We start from the raw sequence: 15,964 nt of genomic DNA on the forward strand, positions 1-15,964 counted from the left end.
GCGCCCGCCGCCTGATGGCGCACCACGACCGTTCGTCATGGGCACCGGTGGCTTGGGTTTGGCTGGTCGAGGCGCGTATCCTTGCTACCAGACTCGCAAGCTGATTATTTTGTCGACACCCTCTGAGCGCCGCGCGGCACGTCGCTACACTGTCGGCATGGACCAGCCCATCGTCACTCTTACCCGCGGCCGCGCGCCGCTGCTGATCAGCCTGCCGCACGACGGCAGTGCGATCCCCGCCGACATCGCCGCGCGCATGACGCCGCAGGCACGGCGCTCGCTCGATACCGACTGGCACGTCGGCCGCCTCTACGCGCCGCTGGCCGAGGCGCTCGGCGCCAGCGTGCTGCGGCCCTCGCTGTCGCGCTACGTGGTCGACCTCAACCGGCCGGCCGACGGTCACGCGTTGTACCCGGGGCAGCGCGAGACCGGGCTGGTGCCGACCGTCGGTTTCGATGGCGCGCCGCTGTACGTGGCAGGCGGCGAGCCGGACGCCGGCGAGGTCGCGTGTCGCGTGGCGCACTACTGGCAGCCCTACCACGACGCGTTGTCCGACGAGCTGGCGCGGCTGGTGCGCGAGCATGGCCACGCCGTGCTGTGGGAAGGTCATTCGATCCGCAGCCGCGTGCCGATGCTGTTCGACGGCCGGCTGCCGGACTTCAATCTCGGCACCGCCGACGGCGCCAGTTGCGGCGCACCGCTGCAGGCGCGGCTCGATGCCGTGCTGCATGGGCAGGATGGCTACAGCCACGTGGTCAACGGCCGCTTCAAGGGCGGCTACATCACCCGCCACTACGGCCGGCCGGCGGACAACCTGCAGGCGGTGCAGCTGGAGCTGGCACAGTGCACCTACATGGATGAGGACAGCCTCGATTTCCTGCCCGGGCCGGCGACCGGCGCGCGGGCGCTGATCGGCGAGCTGCTGCGCGCCTACCTCGCCGCTGACTAGCCGAGCTCAAGACTGGTCGAGGTTAGTCGGGCTCGCCGACGCGGCTGGCCAGACGTTCGAGTGTCGCTTCGTAGCCCGGCCAGATTGCGCCGTGACTGTCGATGTGCACGCCCAGATCGTTCATGTGGCCGTTGGTGAGGCTGTAGCACCAGGCGTGCACGCTCAGCGGCTGCCCGCGTTCCCACGCGTCCATCACCATGGTGGTGTGGCACACGTTGACCGCCTGCTCCAGTGCGTTGAGTTCGCACAGGCGCACGTTGCGATCCGTCATGTTCTCCAGACCGGTGAGCATGGCGTGGTGCTTCTTGGCGACGTCGCCGACGTGGCGCAGCCAGTTGTCGACCAGCCCCATGCGGCGTTCGTCCAGCACCGCCTGCACACCGCCGCAGCCGTAGTGGCCGACCACGATGATGTGCTCCACCTTGAGCACGTCGACGGCGAACTGGATCGTGCTCAGGCAGTTGAGGTCGGTGTGCGAGACCACGTTGGCGACATTGCGCTGCACGAAGATCTCGCCCGGCGGCAGGTCGACGATCTGCGTGGCCGGCACGCGCGAGTCGGAGCAGCCGATCCACAGGTATTTCGGCGACTGCTGCTTGGCCAGCCGCTCGAAGAACGCCGGATCGGATTCGCGCACCGCTTCGGCCCAGCGGCGGTTGCTGTCGATCAGGTCCTGCAGGGGGTTGTGGCTCATGAGAGATCCTTGCGTGGGCGTGGCCACCGGTAGGCGGCCCGCAGCCGCGTATGGTAACCCGGCCGTGCCGCGTGGCTCAGCCGTTGGCAGCGCTTGGGCGTGTCGAACGCGAACCACACCCGCGTCAGCGGCGCACCGACCACCGCCCTGGCGAGCGCATCGGCGGCGCGCGTCAGCACCGTGACGCCGGCGCCCAGCCCGGCCGAGCAAAGTCCGACAGGCTGCTAGCGTGCGCTCCAGCGCAGCACGAACGCGGCGATCAGGCAGGCCCAGGCCAGCAGCGGAAAGATCCGCCACAGCAGGCGCCAGCGGTTGAGCACGGCGTCTTCCAGCGCCGGCAACACCGGCGAGCGCAGCGCATTCTGCAGGCGGATCCAGCGCAACGGCGCACGCACCGCCAGGCCGCGCTCGTCCTGCGCGATGATCTTCCACTGGTCCGGATGCGCCTCGCGCAGGCGCCGGGCCGCTTGCGACAACGCCAGGTAGTGCAGCAGGAAACAGGCCACGCCAGCGAACAACAGGCCGAGATAGATCGCGCCAAGAGACATCATTTGCTACTCCCGATCCAGTGGGTGGGCAGCGCGGTACGCAGCGTCTTCAGCACGCCGTCGCCCTTGGGCGCCTCACCGCAAATGGCCTGATCCACGGCGGTCTTGTAGCTGTCGTTCATCAGGCCGACCCACACCGTGCCGTCCGGCCCGTGCGGGATCCTGAAGCTGCCCTTGGAAGTCATGTTCACCGGTGCTTCGGCGGAGAACGCGGCGGGCGACTGCTCCCAGTAGGTGTCGCCCGATTGCTGGTCGGCGGAGGAGTAGATCACCAGGTAGCGCGCCTTGGGGTTGTCGATGGTGGCGCTGCCGAACGCGCCGGTGCTGGACTTGCTCCAGCCCATGTATTCGCACAGCGCGATGTCCTTGCCGTCGATCGGCTGGAACGCCTCGTCGAGCACCACCGTGGTGGGCGCGAACAGGTAGCTGGAGTGCAGCCAGCGGCCGTTCAATTCCGACTTCACCGCGATGCGGTAGGGCAGCTTCACGTCGGTCGGCAACTTGAAGGCGAGGAAGTGGCTGCGCACGCCGTTGAGGTTGGCCACCGGGCTGTTCGGCCCCAGCACGAACTTCTTCGGCCGCCACGGCAGCAGCCTGGCGTAGGAGAAGTCGGCGAAGCTGGTGCAGCAGGGCGTGGCCTCCTGCAGGCGCTGCCTGGCCAGCTTCAACGCGTCGCCGGTATCGGTCGGCGGGCGCAGGTTCGGCGGTACGAATACCCCGTCGCTGTGGCAGGCGCCCAGCAGCAGGCACAGCGTCAGCGCGATGACGAGAGCGGGGAGGCGGAACAGCGTTCGCATGGCGTGATCGATCAGAACTCGGCCGAACCGGCCGCGCGGGGGTAGGGGATGGCGTCGCGGATGTTGGACAGGCCGCAGACGTACACCAGCAGCCGCTCGAAGCCCAGGCCGAAGCCGGCGTGCGGCACGGTGCCGTAGCGGCGCAGGTCGCGGTACCAGCCGTAGGTGGTCTTGTCGAGGCCGAACCTGTCCATCCGCGCGTCGAGGTAGTCCAGCCGCTCCTCGCGCTGGCTGCCGCCGATGATCTCGCCGATGCCCGGTGCCAGCACGTCCATCGCGGCCACGGTTTTCCCGTCGTCGTTGAGGCGCATGTAGAAGGCCTTGATCGCTTCCGGGTAGTTCATGACGACCACCGGGCGGCCGACATGTTTCTCGGCGAGGTAGCGCTCGTGCTCGGTCTGCAGGTCCACGCCCCAGGCCACGGGGTATTCGAACTTCTGCCCGGACTGCTTCAGGATCCCGATGGCGTCGGTGTAGTCGATGCGCTCGAACGGCTGGGCGATGAACTGCTCCAGCCGGGTGATCGCATCGGGCTGCACGCGCTCGGCGAAGAACGCCATGTCGTCGGCGCGCTCGTCCAGCACGGCCTTGAAGATCGCCTTGAGGAAGGCCTCGGCGCAGTCGGCATTCGCGGCCAGGTCGGCGAAGGCGATCTCCGGCTCCACCATCCAGAACTCGGCCAGGTGGCGCGGGGTGTTGGAGTTCTCGGCGCGGAAGGTCGGGCCGAAGGTGTAGACCTTGCTCATCGCCAGGCAGTAGGCCTCCACGTTGAGCTGGCCGGACACGGTGAGGAACGCCTCGCGACCGAAGAAGTCCTTGCGGAAGTCGATCTTGCCGTCGGGCAGGCGGGGCAGGTTGGCCAGGTCCAGCGTGGACAGCCGGAACATGTCGCCGGCGCCTTCGGCGTCCGAGGCGGTGATGATCGGCGTGTTGACCCAGAAGAAGCCCTGTTCGGTGAGATGGCGGTGGATCGCCGTCATCATCGTGTGGCGCACGCGGGTGACCGCGCCGAACAGGTTGGTGCGCGGTCGCAGGTGGGCCACTTCGCGCAGGAACTCCATCGAGTGCTGCTTGGGCTGGATCGGGTAGGTTTCCGGATCGTCGACCAGGCCGGTGACGATCACTTCCTCGGCCTGCAGCTCGAAGCTCTGGCCCTTGCCCTGCGAGGGCACCAGGGTGCCGGTGACGATCACGCCGGCGCCGGCGGTGAGGTGCTTGACCTCGCTCTCGTAGTTGGCCACGGTGGCCGGCACCACCGCCTGGATCGGGTCGAAGCAGGAGCCGTCGCTGACGTTCACGAACGACAGCCCCGCCTTGGAATCACGCCGCGTACGCACCCAGCCTCGCACGGTCACCCGGCTGCCCGCCTCTAGCGCGCCCGAGAGAGCCTGCTTCACGCTGCACACCGTCGCGCTGACCAACGCCATGGATTGAAACTCCTGCTGTTGCGCCGCATCTGGGCACATGTGAATGATGAGAAGGGTGGCGGCGAGGGCGCCGACCTAGGAGCCTGGGCGGAAGCCGGCCAAACCCGCATGATAATGTAGGTTCCGAGCCCCCCGCGACCCTTTCCCCGCCGACACGACACCGATTGCACGCCATGACCATCTCGATCACTCCCGCCGCCAGCCAGCGCATGCGCCAGTTCCTCGCACAGACCCCGTCCGCCCGGGGCGTGCGTTTTGGCGTCAAGCGCACCGGCTGCTCCGGTTTCGCCTACGTGGTGGATCTGGCCGACGAGCTGGTGGCCGACGACAAGGTGCTCGACATCGACGGCGTGCCGGTGGTGGTCGACGCCAAGAGCCTGGCGCTGGTCGACGGCACGGTGATCGACTTCCAGCGCCAGGGTCTCAACGCCAGCTTCGTGTTCCACAACCCCAACGCCACCGGCGAGTGCGGTTGCGGAGAGAGCTTCACGGTCGGCTGAGCGGTCCCGGCGGGCGCGTTCCCCGCCGCAAATCAAAAGCTTGCGCCCACTTGTGGCGCCGCCGTACAATTCCGCTTCTGTCTGCGCCCGATCGGGCCGGATGGAACCTTGCCTCACCGCGCCGACGGGAGGCTGCCAGGCCCGCAAGGGCCGCATCCACGAGGAGTCAAACCCAATGACCCTGCGTCATTACGAAATTGTGTTCCTGGTCCATCCGGACCAGAGCGAGCAGGTCCCCGCGATGCTCGAGCGCTACAAGGCGCTGATCGAGACTGACGGTGGCAAGATCCACCGCCTGGAAGACTGGGGCCGCCGTCAGCTGGCCTACCCGATCGTCAACCTGGCCAAGGCCCACTACGTGATGCTCAACATCGAGGTCACGCAGAACGCCCTGAACGAGCTGGAGTCGGGCTTCCGCTTCAACGACGCGGTGCTGCGCCACCTGTGCATCCGTCGCGACGAGGCCGACACCGAACCGTCCTTCATCCTGAAGTCGAAGGAGAAGGACGACGCCAAGGGTTCGCGTCGCCGCGACGACGACAGCGAAGGTGAGGGCGACAGCCGCCCGCGTGGTCGCGACCGCGACGACCGCGACAACGATCGCGACAGCGACTGATAGGAGCCCACAGCCATGTCCAAGTTCTTCCGCCGCCGCAAGTTCTGCCGTTTCACCGCAGAAGACGTCAAAGAGATCGACTACAAGGATCTCAACACCCTGCGCCAGTACGTGACCGAGAACGGCAAGATCGTTCCCAGCCGCATCACCGGCACCAAGGCCCGCTACCAGCGCCAGCTGGCGACCGCGATCAAGCGCGCCCGCTTCCTGGCCCTGCTGCCGTACACCGACAACCACGACGTCTAATTGCCGGGAATCGGGATGGGTGAACAGGGAATCGGCAGTGGGCCCGCGCGGCTTTCCCGATTCCCGGTTTGCCATCGCCGACTCCCGCCTTCGGACAGCCACCACGGCTGCACCGGCCCGGTCGGTGCTAACGAAAGGAAAAAACCATGGAACTGATTCTTCTCGAGAAAGTGCGCAACCTCGGCAACCTTGGCGACAAGGTCAGCGTGAAGCCGGGTTACGGCCGCAACTACCTGCTGCCGCAGGGCAAGGCGGTTCGCGTCAACGCCGCCAACCTCGAAGCCTTCGAGCGGCGCCGCGCCGAGTACGAGGCGAAGGCGAACAGCCAGCTGGCCGACGCCGAGGCCCGCAAGGCCAAGCTGGCCGATGCGTCGGTCACGATCACCGCCCACGCCAGCCCCGAGGGCAAGCTGTACGGCTCGGTCGGCCCGCGCGAAATCGCCGAGGCCCTGGTTGCTGCCGGCCAGACCGTCAGCAAGGGCGAGGTGATCCTGGGTGAAGGCCCGCTGCGCCACACCGGCGAGTTCGAGGTGGTGGTGAGCTTGCACGCGGACGTGCAGACCAGCGTCAAGGTGGTTGTGGTCGGCGGCTGATCCGTTTGCCCGGCTTCCCCGCCGTCAAGCCAAACGGGCGCCGCAAGGCGCCCGTTTGCTTTGCGGCCGCTCCGTTGCGGGCCCGGCGGATGGGGTCGATCGCGCGGCGACCCACGGCGCTTATCCACGCCAGGCCACAGCTTATCCACAGACTTGTTGTCTCGTGCCCTGCGATGGCGGCGCGTATCCTTGCCGCGTGCGCGCCGGTTTGCGCCGACCATCCTGCGAGTATCCCGATGTCCTTCGTGCCCGATCGCAAATCCATCGGTTCCAGCGTGGAATCGCTGCGCGTGCCGCCGCACTCCATCGATGCCGAGCAGGCGGTGCTGGGTGGCCTGATGCTGGCGCCCGACGCGCTGGACAAGGTGGCCGACCGGCTCTCCGAGGGCGACTTCTACCGCAAGGATCACCGCCTCATCTGGCGCGCCATCACCGAGCTGGCGAACAAGGGCATGCCCTGCGATGCGGTGACGCTGGGCGACTGGTTCGAGGCGAACGGCCTGGCCGAGATGGTCGGCGGCGCCAGCTACCTGGCCGAACTGGCCAACACCACGCCCAGCGCGGCCAATATCGCCGCCTACGCCGACATCGTGCGCGAGAAGTCGATCCTGCGGCAGCTGATCGACGCCGGCGTGTCGATCAGCGAGGACGGCTACCGGCCGGAAGGCAGGGGCGTGCAGGAGGTGCTGGAGAGCGCCGAGCAACGGGTCTTCAAGATCGCCGAGTCCGGTGCGCGCGGCAAGAAGGACTCGGTGTCGATGCGCGAGGCGGTCAAGGACGCCTTCCGCCTGCTGCACGAGCGCTACCAGAACAAGGGCCAGCTCACCGGCATCTCCACCGGCTTCAACGACCTGGACGAGATCACCTCGGGCCTGCAGCCGTCGGACCTGATCATCGTCGCGGCGCGCCCCTCGATGGGCAAGACCGCGTTCTCGGTGAACATTGCCGAGGCGGCCGCGCTGCGCGGCAAGAAGGCGGTGGCGATCTTCTCGATGGAAATGTCCGCCTCGCAGCTGGCCTTCCGCATGATTTCCTCGATCGGGCGCATCCACCAGCAGCACCTGCGCAACGGCGACCTGGCCGAGGAGGACTGGCCGCGCGTCACCAACGCCATCGCGATCCTGTCCGAGGCGAAGATCTTCATCGACGACACGCCCGGCCTGTCGCCGGTGGAGCTGCGCTCGCGCTCGCGCCGCCTGCACCGCGAGCACGGCGGGCTGGGCCTGATCGTGATCGACTACCTGCAGCTGATGCAGGTGCCCGGCAACAAGGAGAACCGCGCCACCGAGATTTCAGAAATCTCGCGTTCACTCAAGGGCCTTGCCAAGGAGCTGAACGTGCCGGTGATCGCCCTCTCCCAGTTGAACCGCTCGCTGGAACAGCGCGCCGACAAGCGTCCGATGATGTCCGACCTGCGCGAGTCCGGCGCCATCGAGCAGGACGCGGACGTGATCATGTTCATCTACCGCGACGAGTACTACAACAAGGATTCGCCGGACAAGGGCCTGGCCGAGATCATCATCGGCAAGCAGCGCAACGGCCCCACCGACACCGTGAAGCTGACCTTCCTCGGCCACTACACCAAGTTCGAGAACTACGCGCCCGATTCGTTCGTCGGGGCGTTCGAGTGAGAACCGGGATTCGGGTATCGGGATTCGGGATTGGACGAAGCATGGCGCGGCAAGATTTGCCTCACCGGACATCGGCCGACATCCGCCTTTCCGAATCCCGGATCCCGAATCCCGAATCCCGGCCGTCATGAGCCGCACCACCGTCGCCACCATCCACCTGGGCGCGCTGCGCCACAACCTGGCGCTGATCCAGCGCACGGCCGCCCCCGCGCGGGTGATGGCGGTGGTCAAGGCCGATGCCTACGGGCACGGCCTTGAGCGGGTGGCGCGCGCGCTGGACGAACAGGCCGAAGCGTTTGCGGTGGCGGCCCTGGGCGACGGCCTGCGCCTGCGCGCGGCCGGACATCGCCAGCGCATCGCGGTGCTGTCCGGCCCCGATCAGCCCGGCGACATCGCCGAGATGCAGCGGCTGGATCTGGATGCGGCGATCCACCACGAGGCGCAGCTCGCCTGGCTGGCCGAGGCCTCGCCGCGGCGCGGGCGCTTGCGGGTGTGGATCAAGATCGACAGCGGCATGCACCGGCTCGGCTTCGCGCCGGAACAGGTGACCGCCGTGCATGCGCGGCTGGCCGCGATGCCGGGCATCGATCCGCAGATCGGCCTGCTCACCCACTTCGCCGAATCGGAAGTGTTCGGCGGCGCGGTGACCCGGGCGCAGATCGCGCGCTTCAACGAGGTGACCGCCGGGCTCGACGGGCCCCGCTCGCTGGCCAACTCGGCCGCCGTGCTCGGCTGGCCTGAGGCGCGCGCCGACTGGGTGCGCAGCGGCGGCCTGCTGTACGGGCTGTCGGTGGTGGGCGGCAAGAGCGGCAGCGATTTCGGCTTTCGCCCGGCGATGACGCTGTCCACCCGCCTGATCGCCATCAACCGCGTCCGCGCCGGCGAGCGCATCGGCTACAACGGCACCTGGGCCTGCCCGGAGGACATGCCGGTCGGCGTGGCGGCGATCGGCTACGGCGACGGCTATCCGCGCAGCGCGGCGGCCGGCACGCCGGTGCTGGTGGGCGACCGCCGCGTGCCGCTGGTCGGCCGCGTCTCGATGGACCTGGTCACGCTGGACCTGCGCGAGACACCCGCTGCGAAGGTGGGCGACTGCGTCACCCTGTGGGGGCCACGGCTGCCGGTGGAGATCGTCGCCGCGCAGGCGGGCACCATCAGCTACGACCTCACCTGCGGCATGACCCGGCGCGTGCTGTTCGTCGAAGACGAAGGCTAGCTAGGCGCTGGTAACCCTGATCTGTCCGGATCAAAGGTCTCAAAAGGACCGCCATCCTTGACTACTCATAAGCGCTCCCCCCGGACTTGTGATGTGGTCGCTTTCACCGCGTTGCTTGGCTACGCGATCGCCGACAAACGTCGTTATCGAATGGCTGTTCCACTGCCTGGAAAAGCCTTTCGAAAGCGACAGGAGAGCGAGTGGAGGGGCGGCACTGTGCCACCAGGCTTTACGGCTTCGGCCAACACCCGTCGTGCTGACACGCGAGATACCCTTCACTTGGCCAATGCGCGCCTGCACTACCGCCTGCATGCATCGCGCCCAACGCTCCGGATATCCGGTGCCACTATCGGGTCCGGGCTCGCCTGCTTCAAATGTGCATTCGGCTCGCGCGAACTTCTCCCACGCAGCTTGCGCCACAGCCAGCATCACCACTGCGACGAGGCTGAGCAGGCACTTCCAGGCAGAGCTTTGGTCTGTGTAATTCCCTGCAGAGCGCCTGACCGGGGCACGAGTGCAATCATCTGGCGAGACACCTGACTCCTGTCTTGGAGAGAACGAGGGCGAGTGTGGCCGAAGTCGGGACGCTTTGCGGATCATCGAGCTATTCCATGCTGGCGGGCTTCCAGGATACGAATGATGCTCCTCAATCCGGGAGGTGTGGCGTCGAGAACGGTCGGCATCGTGGCAAGGAGTGGCGAGAGCGTGGCACAGCGCTGGTCAGTGCACGCGGCCATCCCCCAGCTCTTCCCGACGCCTCATACTTGATTTGTTCCGGCATGCGCGAGCGCGTGCGCGCGGATGAGGCCTGATCCAAAGCATCGAGTTGGACGCGTCTCGCGACCTGCGATGCGCCCACGCTAAGCTCGTCGTTTGGTTTTTCATCTTCCGGGAGCACCCATGGCCAAGGCCAAGACCGCCTATGTCTGCACCGATTGCGGTGCCGAGCACTCCAAGTGGCAGGGGCAGTGCGTCGAGTGCGGGGTGTGGAACACGCTGTCGGAAATCGTGCTGCAGCCGGCGGCCAGGTCGGTGGCGGCGCAGCGCAGCGTCGGCTACGCCGGCAAGGCGGCCGGATCGCCCGTGGTCACCCCGCTCACCGCGGTGGCGCTGACCACCGAGGCGCGCAGCTCCACCGGCATCGGCGAGCTGGACCGCGTGCTCGGCGGCGGCCTGGTCGAGGGCTCGGTGGTGCTGATCGGCGGCGATCCGGGCATCGGCAAGTCCACCCTATTGCTGCAGATGCTGGGCACGCTGGGCGGGCAGTTGCCCAGCGTCTACGTCACCGGCGAGGAATCGCTGGCCCAGGTCGCGACCCGCGCGCAGCGGCTGGACCTGCCGCTGGCGCCGCTGCACGGCCTGGCCGAAACCTGCATCGAACGCATCCTGGAGCAGGCGTCGGCCAGCCGTCCGCGGGTGCTGGTGATCGACTCCATCCAGACGATCTGGACCGAGCTGCTCACCGCCGCGCCCGGCTCGGTGAGCCAGGTGCGCGAGTCGGCGGCCAAGCTCACCCGCTTCGCCAAGGAGACCGGCACCTCGGTGTTCCTGGTCGGCCACGTGACCAAGGAGGGCGGCATCGCCGGCCCGCGCGTGCTGGAGCACATGGTCGACGCGGTGCTGTATTTCGAGGGCGAGTCCGGCTCGCGTTTCCGCGTGCTGCGCGCGTTCAAGAACCGCTTCGGCGCGGTCAACGAACTGGGCGTGTTCGCGATGAGCGAGAAGGGCCTGCGCGAGGTGCCCAATCCCTCGGCGATCTTCCTGTCCACGCACTCCGGCCCGACCTCGGGCAGCGCGGTGATGGTCACCCGCGAAGGCACCCGGCCGCTGCTGGTGGAAGTGCAGGCACTGGTCGACCAGAGCTCGCTGGGCAATCCGCGTCGCGTCGCGCTGGGGCTGGAGCAGAACCGGCTAGCGATGCTGCTGGCGGTGCTGCACCGGCACGGCGGCGTGGCGGCGTACGACCAGGACGTGTTCGTCAACGTGGTCGGCGGCATCCGCGTGCAGGAGACCGCGGCCGACCTGCCGGTGCTGCTGGCGGTGCTGTCCTCGCTGCGCGACCGGCCGCTGCCGGACAAGACCATCGCCTTCGGCGAGGTCGGTCTGTCCGGCGAGATCCGGCCGGTGCCCAACGGCGAGGAGCGCCTGAAGGAGGCCGCGCACCATGGCTTCCGTCGCGCCATCGTGCCGAAGGCCAACGCACCGAAGAAGGGCAAGGTGGGCGAGCTGGAGGTGGTTGGCGTGGAGCGGCTGGCCGAGGCCATCGACGCCTGCCGCTGAAGCCCATGTAGGAGCGCACCCTGTGCGCGAATGCTCTTGGCTTTGCTGTCGATCAGGAGCAAGAGCATTCGCGCACTGGGTGCGCTCCTACGGGGAAAACACCACCGTCTTGCGGCCGTCGATCAGCACGCGGTCGTCCAGCACCAGCCGCATGAAGAACTGCCCGGCTGCACGCTGTCGAACTGCTGCGCCTCAAGGATGTTGCTGCCCTGCGCGGCGAGGTGGCTGGACACGGCGCCGACGATGCCGGGGCGGTCGGGCAGGACAGGGTGAGCACGAACTGCGCTGCGTCCCCGCTCATGTCACAGGCCCCGGTGCAGCACCAGTTCCAGCACCGCCTTGGTGCCGAAGAACGCCAGCACCAGCAGCGCCATGCCCGACAACGTGAGGTTCACCGCGCGGCGCCCGCGCCAGCCGTGCTTCCAGCGGCCGTAGAGCAGGGCGCCGAAGATCAGCCAGGCGATGATCGACAGCACTGTCTTGTGCACCAGGTGTTGGCCGAACAGGTTGTCGACGAACAGAGTGCCGGTGACAAGGGTCAGGGTGAGCAGCGCGAAGCCGGCGCCGATCAGCTGGAACAGCAGGGTTTCGGTAAGTGTCAGCGGCGGCAGCGCGCGCAGCCACGGGCCGAACTGGCGATGGCGCAGGCCGCGTTCCTGCACCGCCAGGCCGATCGCCATCACCGCCGCGATCGACAGCACGCTGAAGGCGAGCAGGGCCACGGTGACGTGCAGCTTGATCTGCCAGTCCATCGGCTGCGGCAGCGTGGGCGGGGCGAGGAATCCGTCCACCGCCACCAGCAGTGCGGACAGCGGGAACACGATCACCCCCAGCGCCGCCACCGGGCGGGAGAGATTCACCAGCAGGGTCAGCGCGGACACCACGCAGGCCACCAGCGACAGTGCGGCGAAGAAGTGCAAGTCCAGTGCGCCGCGGTGCATGCCCAGCAGGATCGCCGCGTGCAGCAGCACGGCGAGCGCGCCGACGGCCAGCGGCCAGCGGCCGGTCGGTCGGTTGTCCCCGAGCAGCGGCCAGGCCAGCGCACCGGCCGCGGCAAGGTAGAGGACGATGGCGAGGGTGCTGAGGACGGGAAGCATCATGGCCGGGCAGTGTCGCACAGCGTCCGGCGCCATTGCAGGGGCTTCATTCGCCGGCAAGGAGTGCCGCTGGCTATAATCGGCGACTTTCCGCGCCACGGTTTCCACCCATGTTCGAGTCGCTCAGCCAACGCCTGTCCGCCACCGTCAACCGCCTGCGCGGTCGCGGCCGGCTGACCGAGGAAAACATCCGCGAGTCGCTGCGCGAGGTGCGCATCGCGCTGCTCGAGGCCGACGTGGCGCTGCCGGTGGTGCAGGCGCTGATCGAGCGGGTCAAGGTGCGTGCGGTCGGCCAGGAAGTGCTCAAGAGCCTGTCGCCCGGCCAGGCGCTGGTGAAGGTGGTCAGCGACGAGCTGACCGCGGTGATGGGCACGGTCAACACCGAGCTCAACCTCGCCCAGACGCCGCCGGCGGTGGTGCTGATGGCCGGCCTGCAGGGCGCCGGCAAGACCACCACGGTGGGCAAGCTGGCGCGCTTCCTGGTCGAGCGCAAGAAGAAGCGCGTGATGGTGGTCAGCTGCGACGTCTACCGCCCCGCGGCGATCGAGCAGCTGCGCACGCTGGCCGAGCAGGTCGGGGTGAGCTTCTTTCCCTCCGCGGCTGGCCAGAATCCGATCGATATCGCCAAGGCCGCGATCGCGGCGGCGCGCCGCGAGGTGATCGACGTGCTGCTGGTCGATACCGCCGGCCGCCTCAGCATCGACCAGGCGATGATGGACGAGATCAAGGCGCTGCATGCCGCGATCACCCCGGTCGAGACGCTGTTCGTGGTCGACGCGATGACCGGCCAGGACGCGGCCAATACCGCCAAGGCCTTCGCCGAGGCGCTGCCGCTGACCGGCGTGGTGCTGACCAAGACCGACGGCGACGCCCGCGGCGGTGCGGCGCTGTCGGTGCGCTACGTGACCGGTCGGCCGATCAAGTTCCTGGGTGCGGGCGAGAAGCTCGATGCGCTGGAGCCGTTCCACCCCGATCGCGTCGCGCAGCGCATTCTCGGCATGGGCGACGTGCTGTCGCTGGTCGAGGAGGTCGAGCGCAAGGTCGACCAGGAAAAGGCGCAGAAGCTCGCCACCAAGGTGATGAAGGGCAAGCGCTTCGACCTGAACGACATGCGCGACCAGCTCGAGCAGATGAACAACATGGGCGGCCTGGCCGGCCTGATGGACAAGCTGCCGGGCATGGCCAGCGTGCCGGACAGCGTCAAGTCCAAGGTCAACGACAACGAGCTCAAGCGCATGGTTGCGATCATCCAGTCGATGACCAAGAAAGAGCGCCGCCACCCGGATCTGCTCAACGGCTCGCGCCGCGCCCGCGTGGCCCGCGGCTCGGGCACCCAGCCGGCTGACGTCAACCGCCTGCTCAAGCAGTACATGCAGATGGAAAAGATGATGTCCAAGCTGGCCAAGGGCGGCAGCAAGGGCCTGCTGCGGCAGATGCGCGGCGCCATGAAGGGCATGGGTGGCATGGGCGGCGGGTTTCCGCCGATGCGCTGATTAACCGGGGTATCCCGCGGTCGTCGACCCCGCGCCCCGATTCAGCTACAGCGCGAACGTCATCCCCGCGAAAGCGGGGATCCATTGTGCTCTTGGCACCAAAGTCAAAATGGGTCCCCGCTTTCGCGGGGATGACGCTCGCTTCGTTGTCAGGTGATCCGCGGTGCGCTGCCCCCCCCAAGGGCTTCCCTTTTACCGAAAATCCACTAAAATGCCGCGTTTACCGCGCACGGTCTCGTGCGTGCGGCCGGCGATTCCGGCAACTCTGGAGCTTTTACTATGGTCAAGATTCGTCTTTCGCGCGGTGGCGCCAAGGGCCGTCCGTTCTACCACGTCGTCGTGACCGACCAGCGCAGCAAGCGCGACGGCCGCAACATCGAGAGCGTGGGCTTCTACAACCCGGTCGCGGCGGGCAAGGACAAGCGCCTTGAGCTCAACGTCGAGCGCGTCAGGGAGTGGGTCGGCAAGGGTGCGCAGTTGACCGACAAGGTCGCCGCCCTCGTGAAGGAAGCCGGCAAGCAGCAGGCGGCCTGAGCGTGACGGCAGCCGGTCGACGCGTCCTGATGGGACGCATCGTCGGGCTGTACGGCGTGCAGGGCTGGCTCAAGATCGAGTCCTGGTCCGAGCCCCGCACGCGGATTTTCGATTACCAGCCCTGGCAGCTCTCCGCGGCGCCGGGCGAAATGATCGAGGTGACTGGCATCAAGGGCCGTCCACAGGGCAAGGGGCTGGTCTGCTTCCTGCCCGGCGTGGATACCCGGGAAAAGGCCGCGGCGCTGGTGGGGCAGGACATCTTTGTCGCCCGCGAACTGCTGCCGCCGCCCGGCGAGGATGAGTATTACTGGGTCGACCTCGAAGGGCTTGAGGTTGTCACCACCGAAGGCGTCGCGTTGGGTCGGGTCACGCACCTGTTCGCCACCGGCGCCAACGACGTGGTGGTGATGCGGGACGGCGAGCGCGAGCGGCTGATCCCCTTCATCCAGGGCAGTTACGTGCGATCGGTGGATCTGCAGGCCGGGCGCATGGTGGTGGACTGGGATCCCGAATTCTGAGCCCGCGGACCGCCGCTCGGAAGTGGAGGATCTGATGCGCATCGATGTCGTCACGCTGTTTCCCGACTTCATGCTCCAGTGCGCCGCCGTCGGCGTGGTGGGACGCGCGCAGCAGCGCGAGCTGTTGCAGGTGGAAACCTGGAACCCGCGCGACTACGCCAGCGACAATTACCGTACCGTGGACGGCCGCACCTGCGGTGGCGGACCCGGCATGGTGATGCTGATCGAGCCTCTGCGCGCGGCCCTCGGGGCGATGCGCGAGGCGGCACCGGAACCGGTGCACGTGATTTACCTCAGTCCGCAGGGAGCGCGGCTGACGCAGGGCCGGGTGGAATCGCTGGCAAAGCTGCCGCGGATCGCCCTGCTGTGCGGACGATACGAAGGTGTGGACGAGCGTCTGCTGGCGCACGAGGTCGACGAGGAGCTCTCCATCGGCGATTATGTGCTGTCCGGTGGCGAGCTGGGCGCCGCGGTGGTCATCGATGCCGTGGGCCGCTTGCAGGACGGTGCGTTGAACGACGCGCAGTCGGCGCAGCAGGATTCGTTCTCGGACGGCCTGCTGGATTGCCCGCACTACACCAAGCCGGTGCATGACGCACTGGGTGACGTGCCGGCGGTGCTGCTGTCCGGTGACCACGCGGCGATCCGCCGCTGGCGCCTGAAGCAGTCGCTGGGACGAACCTGGCTGCGCCGTCCCGACCTGCTGGCGCGACGGACCCTGGATGCAGAGTCCGCCGCGCTGCTGGACGAATTCCGCCGCGACTATCTGCGGCACAACGATGCGGCCAACGCGTGACCGCAGTTATTGCATTTGACACAGGTGTT

At 67.7% G+C, this 15,964-nt stretch carries 18 protein-coding genes; 12 read left to right on the forward strand and 6 right to left on the reverse strand.

Features of this window, described 5'->3' with window-relative positions:
- The first annotated feature begins 157 nt into the window (after window positions 1-157).
- Window positions 158-949, forward strand: coding sequence for an N-formylglutamate deformylase (gene hutG, locus ACO2Q2_RS01460; RefSeq protein ID WP_423253997.1), 792 nt, complete (start codon window positions 158-160; stop codon window positions 947-949).
- 22 nt (window positions 950-971) lie between these two features.
- On the opposite strand, the gene can is transcribed toward hutG, so the two are convergent.
- The 4 genes from can to asnS all read right to left on the reverse strand — a co-directional run bounded on the left by can (window position 972) and on the right by asnS (window position 4,415).
- Window positions 972-1,643, reverse strand: a complete 672-nt coding sequence (gene can, locus ACO2Q2_RS01465; RefSeq protein WP_423253998.1) for a carbonate dehydratase — start codon at window positions 1,641-1,643, stop codon at window positions 972-974.
- Between the two features lie 224 nt (window positions 1,644-1,867).
- Window positions 1,868-2,194, reverse strand: coding sequence for a hypothetical protein (locus tag ACO2Q2_RS01470; RefSeq protein WP_423253999.1), 327 nt, complete (start codon window positions 2,192-2,194; stop codon window positions 1,868-1,870).
- Window positions 2,191-2,988 (reverse strand): hypothetical protein, encoded by a 798-nt coding sequence (locus tag ACO2Q2_RS01475; protein ID WP_423254000.1) that lies wholly within the window; start codon window positions 2,986-2,988, stop codon window positions 2,191-2,193. The genes ACO2Q2_RS01470 and ACO2Q2_RS01475 overlap by 4 nt, the downstream gene beginning before the upstream one ends.
- Before the next feature lie 11 nt (window positions 2,989-2,999).
- Window positions 3,000-4,415 carry an asparagine--tRNA ligase gene (gene asnS, locus ACO2Q2_RS01480; RefSeq protein ID WP_423254001.1) on the reverse strand — a complete coding sequence of 472 codons (1,416 nt, stop codon included), beginning with the start codon at window positions 4,413-4,415 and terminating at the stop codon, window positions 3,000-3,002.
- Window positions 4,416-4,588: 173 nt separating this feature from the next.
- Here asnS and ACO2Q2_RS01485 point away from each other — a divergent pair, with 173 nt between their 5' ends.
- From ACO2Q2_RS01485 to alr, 6 genes are all read left to right on the forward strand, one after another.
- Window positions 4,589-4,915, forward strand: coding sequence for a HesB/IscA family protein (locus ACO2Q2_RS01485; RefSeq protein ID WP_423254002.1), 327 nt, complete (start codon window positions 4,589-4,591; stop codon window positions 4,913-4,915).
- Window positions 4,916-5,096: 181 nt separating this feature from the next.
- On the forward strand, window positions 5,097-5,531 hold the full coding sequence (gene rpsF, locus ACO2Q2_RS01490) for a 30S ribosomal protein S6 (protein ID WP_404631457.1): 435 nt from the start codon (window positions 5,097-5,099) through the stop codon (window positions 5,529-5,531).
- A 15-nt stretch (window positions 5,532-5,546) separates the two neighbouring features.
- Window positions 5,547-5,777: a 30S ribosomal protein S18 gene (gene rpsR / locus ACO2Q2_RS01495; protein ID WP_209619137.1), complete on the forward strand. Its 231-nt coding sequence runs from the start codon at window positions 5,547-5,549 to the stop codon at window positions 5,775-5,777.
- Between the two features lie 146 nt (window positions 5,778-5,923).
- Window positions 5,924-6,370: a 50S ribosomal protein L9 gene (gene rplI / locus ACO2Q2_RS01500; protein WP_423254003.1), complete on the forward strand. Its 447-nt coding sequence runs from the start codon at window positions 5,924-5,926 to the stop codon at window positions 6,368-6,370.
- A gap of 236 nt (window positions 6,371-6,606) precedes the next feature.
- Window positions 6,607-8,001 (forward strand): replicative DNA helicase, encoded by a 1,395-nt coding sequence (locus ACO2Q2_RS01505; RefSeq protein ID WP_423254004.1) that lies wholly within the window; start codon window positions 6,607-6,609, stop codon window positions 7,999-8,001.
- A 127-nt stretch (window positions 8,002-8,128) separates the two neighbouring features.
- On the forward strand, window positions 8,129-9,217 hold the full coding sequence (gene alr, locus ACO2Q2_RS01510) for an alanine racemase (protein ID WP_423254005.1): 1,089 nt from the start codon (window positions 8,129-8,131) through the stop codon (window positions 9,215-9,217).
- Window positions 9,218-9,256: 39 nt separating this feature from the next.
- Here alr and ACO2Q2_RS01515 read toward each other — a convergent pair whose 3' ends face one another.
- On the reverse strand, window positions 9,257-9,817 hold the full coding sequence (locus ACO2Q2_RS01515) for a lysozyme inhibitor LprI family protein (RefSeq protein ID WP_423254006.1): 561 nt from the start codon (window positions 9,815-9,817) through the stop codon (window positions 9,257-9,259).
- A gap of 300 nt (window positions 9,818-10,117) precedes the next feature.
- Between ACO2Q2_RS01515 and radA the strand changes: the two genes are divergently transcribed.
- A complete protein-coding gene (radA, locus tag ACO2Q2_RS01520) occupies window positions 10,118-11,497 on the forward strand; it encodes a DNA repair protein RadA (RefSeq protein WP_423254007.1) in 1,380 nt (459 codons plus the stop codon).
- Window positions 11,498-11,799: 302 nt separating this feature from the next.
- Here radA and ACO2Q2_RS01525 read toward each other — a convergent pair whose 3' ends face one another.
- Window positions 11,800-12,597, reverse strand: coding sequence for a cytochrome C assembly family protein (locus tag ACO2Q2_RS01525; RefSeq protein WP_423254008.1), 798 nt, complete (start codon window positions 12,595-12,597; stop codon window positions 11,800-11,802).
- A 107-nt stretch (window positions 12,598-12,704) separates the two neighbouring features.
- On the opposite strand from ACO2Q2_RS01525, the gene ffh reads away from it, so the two are divergent.
- From ffh to trmD, 4 genes are all read left to right on the forward strand, one after another.
- On the forward strand, window positions 12,705-14,087 hold the full coding sequence (ffh, locus tag ACO2Q2_RS01530) for a signal recognition particle protein (protein ID WP_423254009.1): 1,383 nt from the start codon (window positions 12,705-12,707) through the stop codon (window positions 14,085-14,087).
- A 279-nt stretch (window positions 14,088-14,366) separates the two neighbouring features.
- Window positions 14,367-14,621, forward strand: coding sequence for a 30S ribosomal protein S16 (rpsP, locus tag ACO2Q2_RS01535; protein ID WP_423254010.1), 255 nt, complete (start codon window positions 14,367-14,369; stop codon window positions 14,619-14,621).
- A gap of 29 nt (window positions 14,622-14,650) precedes the next feature.
- Window positions 14,651-15,139, forward strand: a complete 489-nt coding sequence (gene rimM / locus ACO2Q2_RS01540) for a ribosome maturation factor RimM (RefSeq protein ID WP_423254011.1) — start codon at window positions 14,651-14,653, stop codon at window positions 15,137-15,139.
- 34 nt (window positions 15,140-15,173) lie between these two features.
- Complete coding sequence (trmD, locus tag ACO2Q2_RS01545; protein WP_423254012.1) at window positions 15,174-15,935, forward strand: tRNA (guanosine(37)-N1)-methyltransferase TrmD; 762 nt, start codon at window positions 15,174-15,176, stop codon at window positions 15,933-15,935.
- Window positions 15,936-15,964: the final 29 nt, after the last annotated feature.

Source organism: Dyella sp. KRB-257 (genome assembly GCF_049445995.1).
GTDB lineage: Bacteria > Pseudomonadota > Gammaproteobacteria > Xanthomonadales > Rhodanobacteraceae > Dyella_A.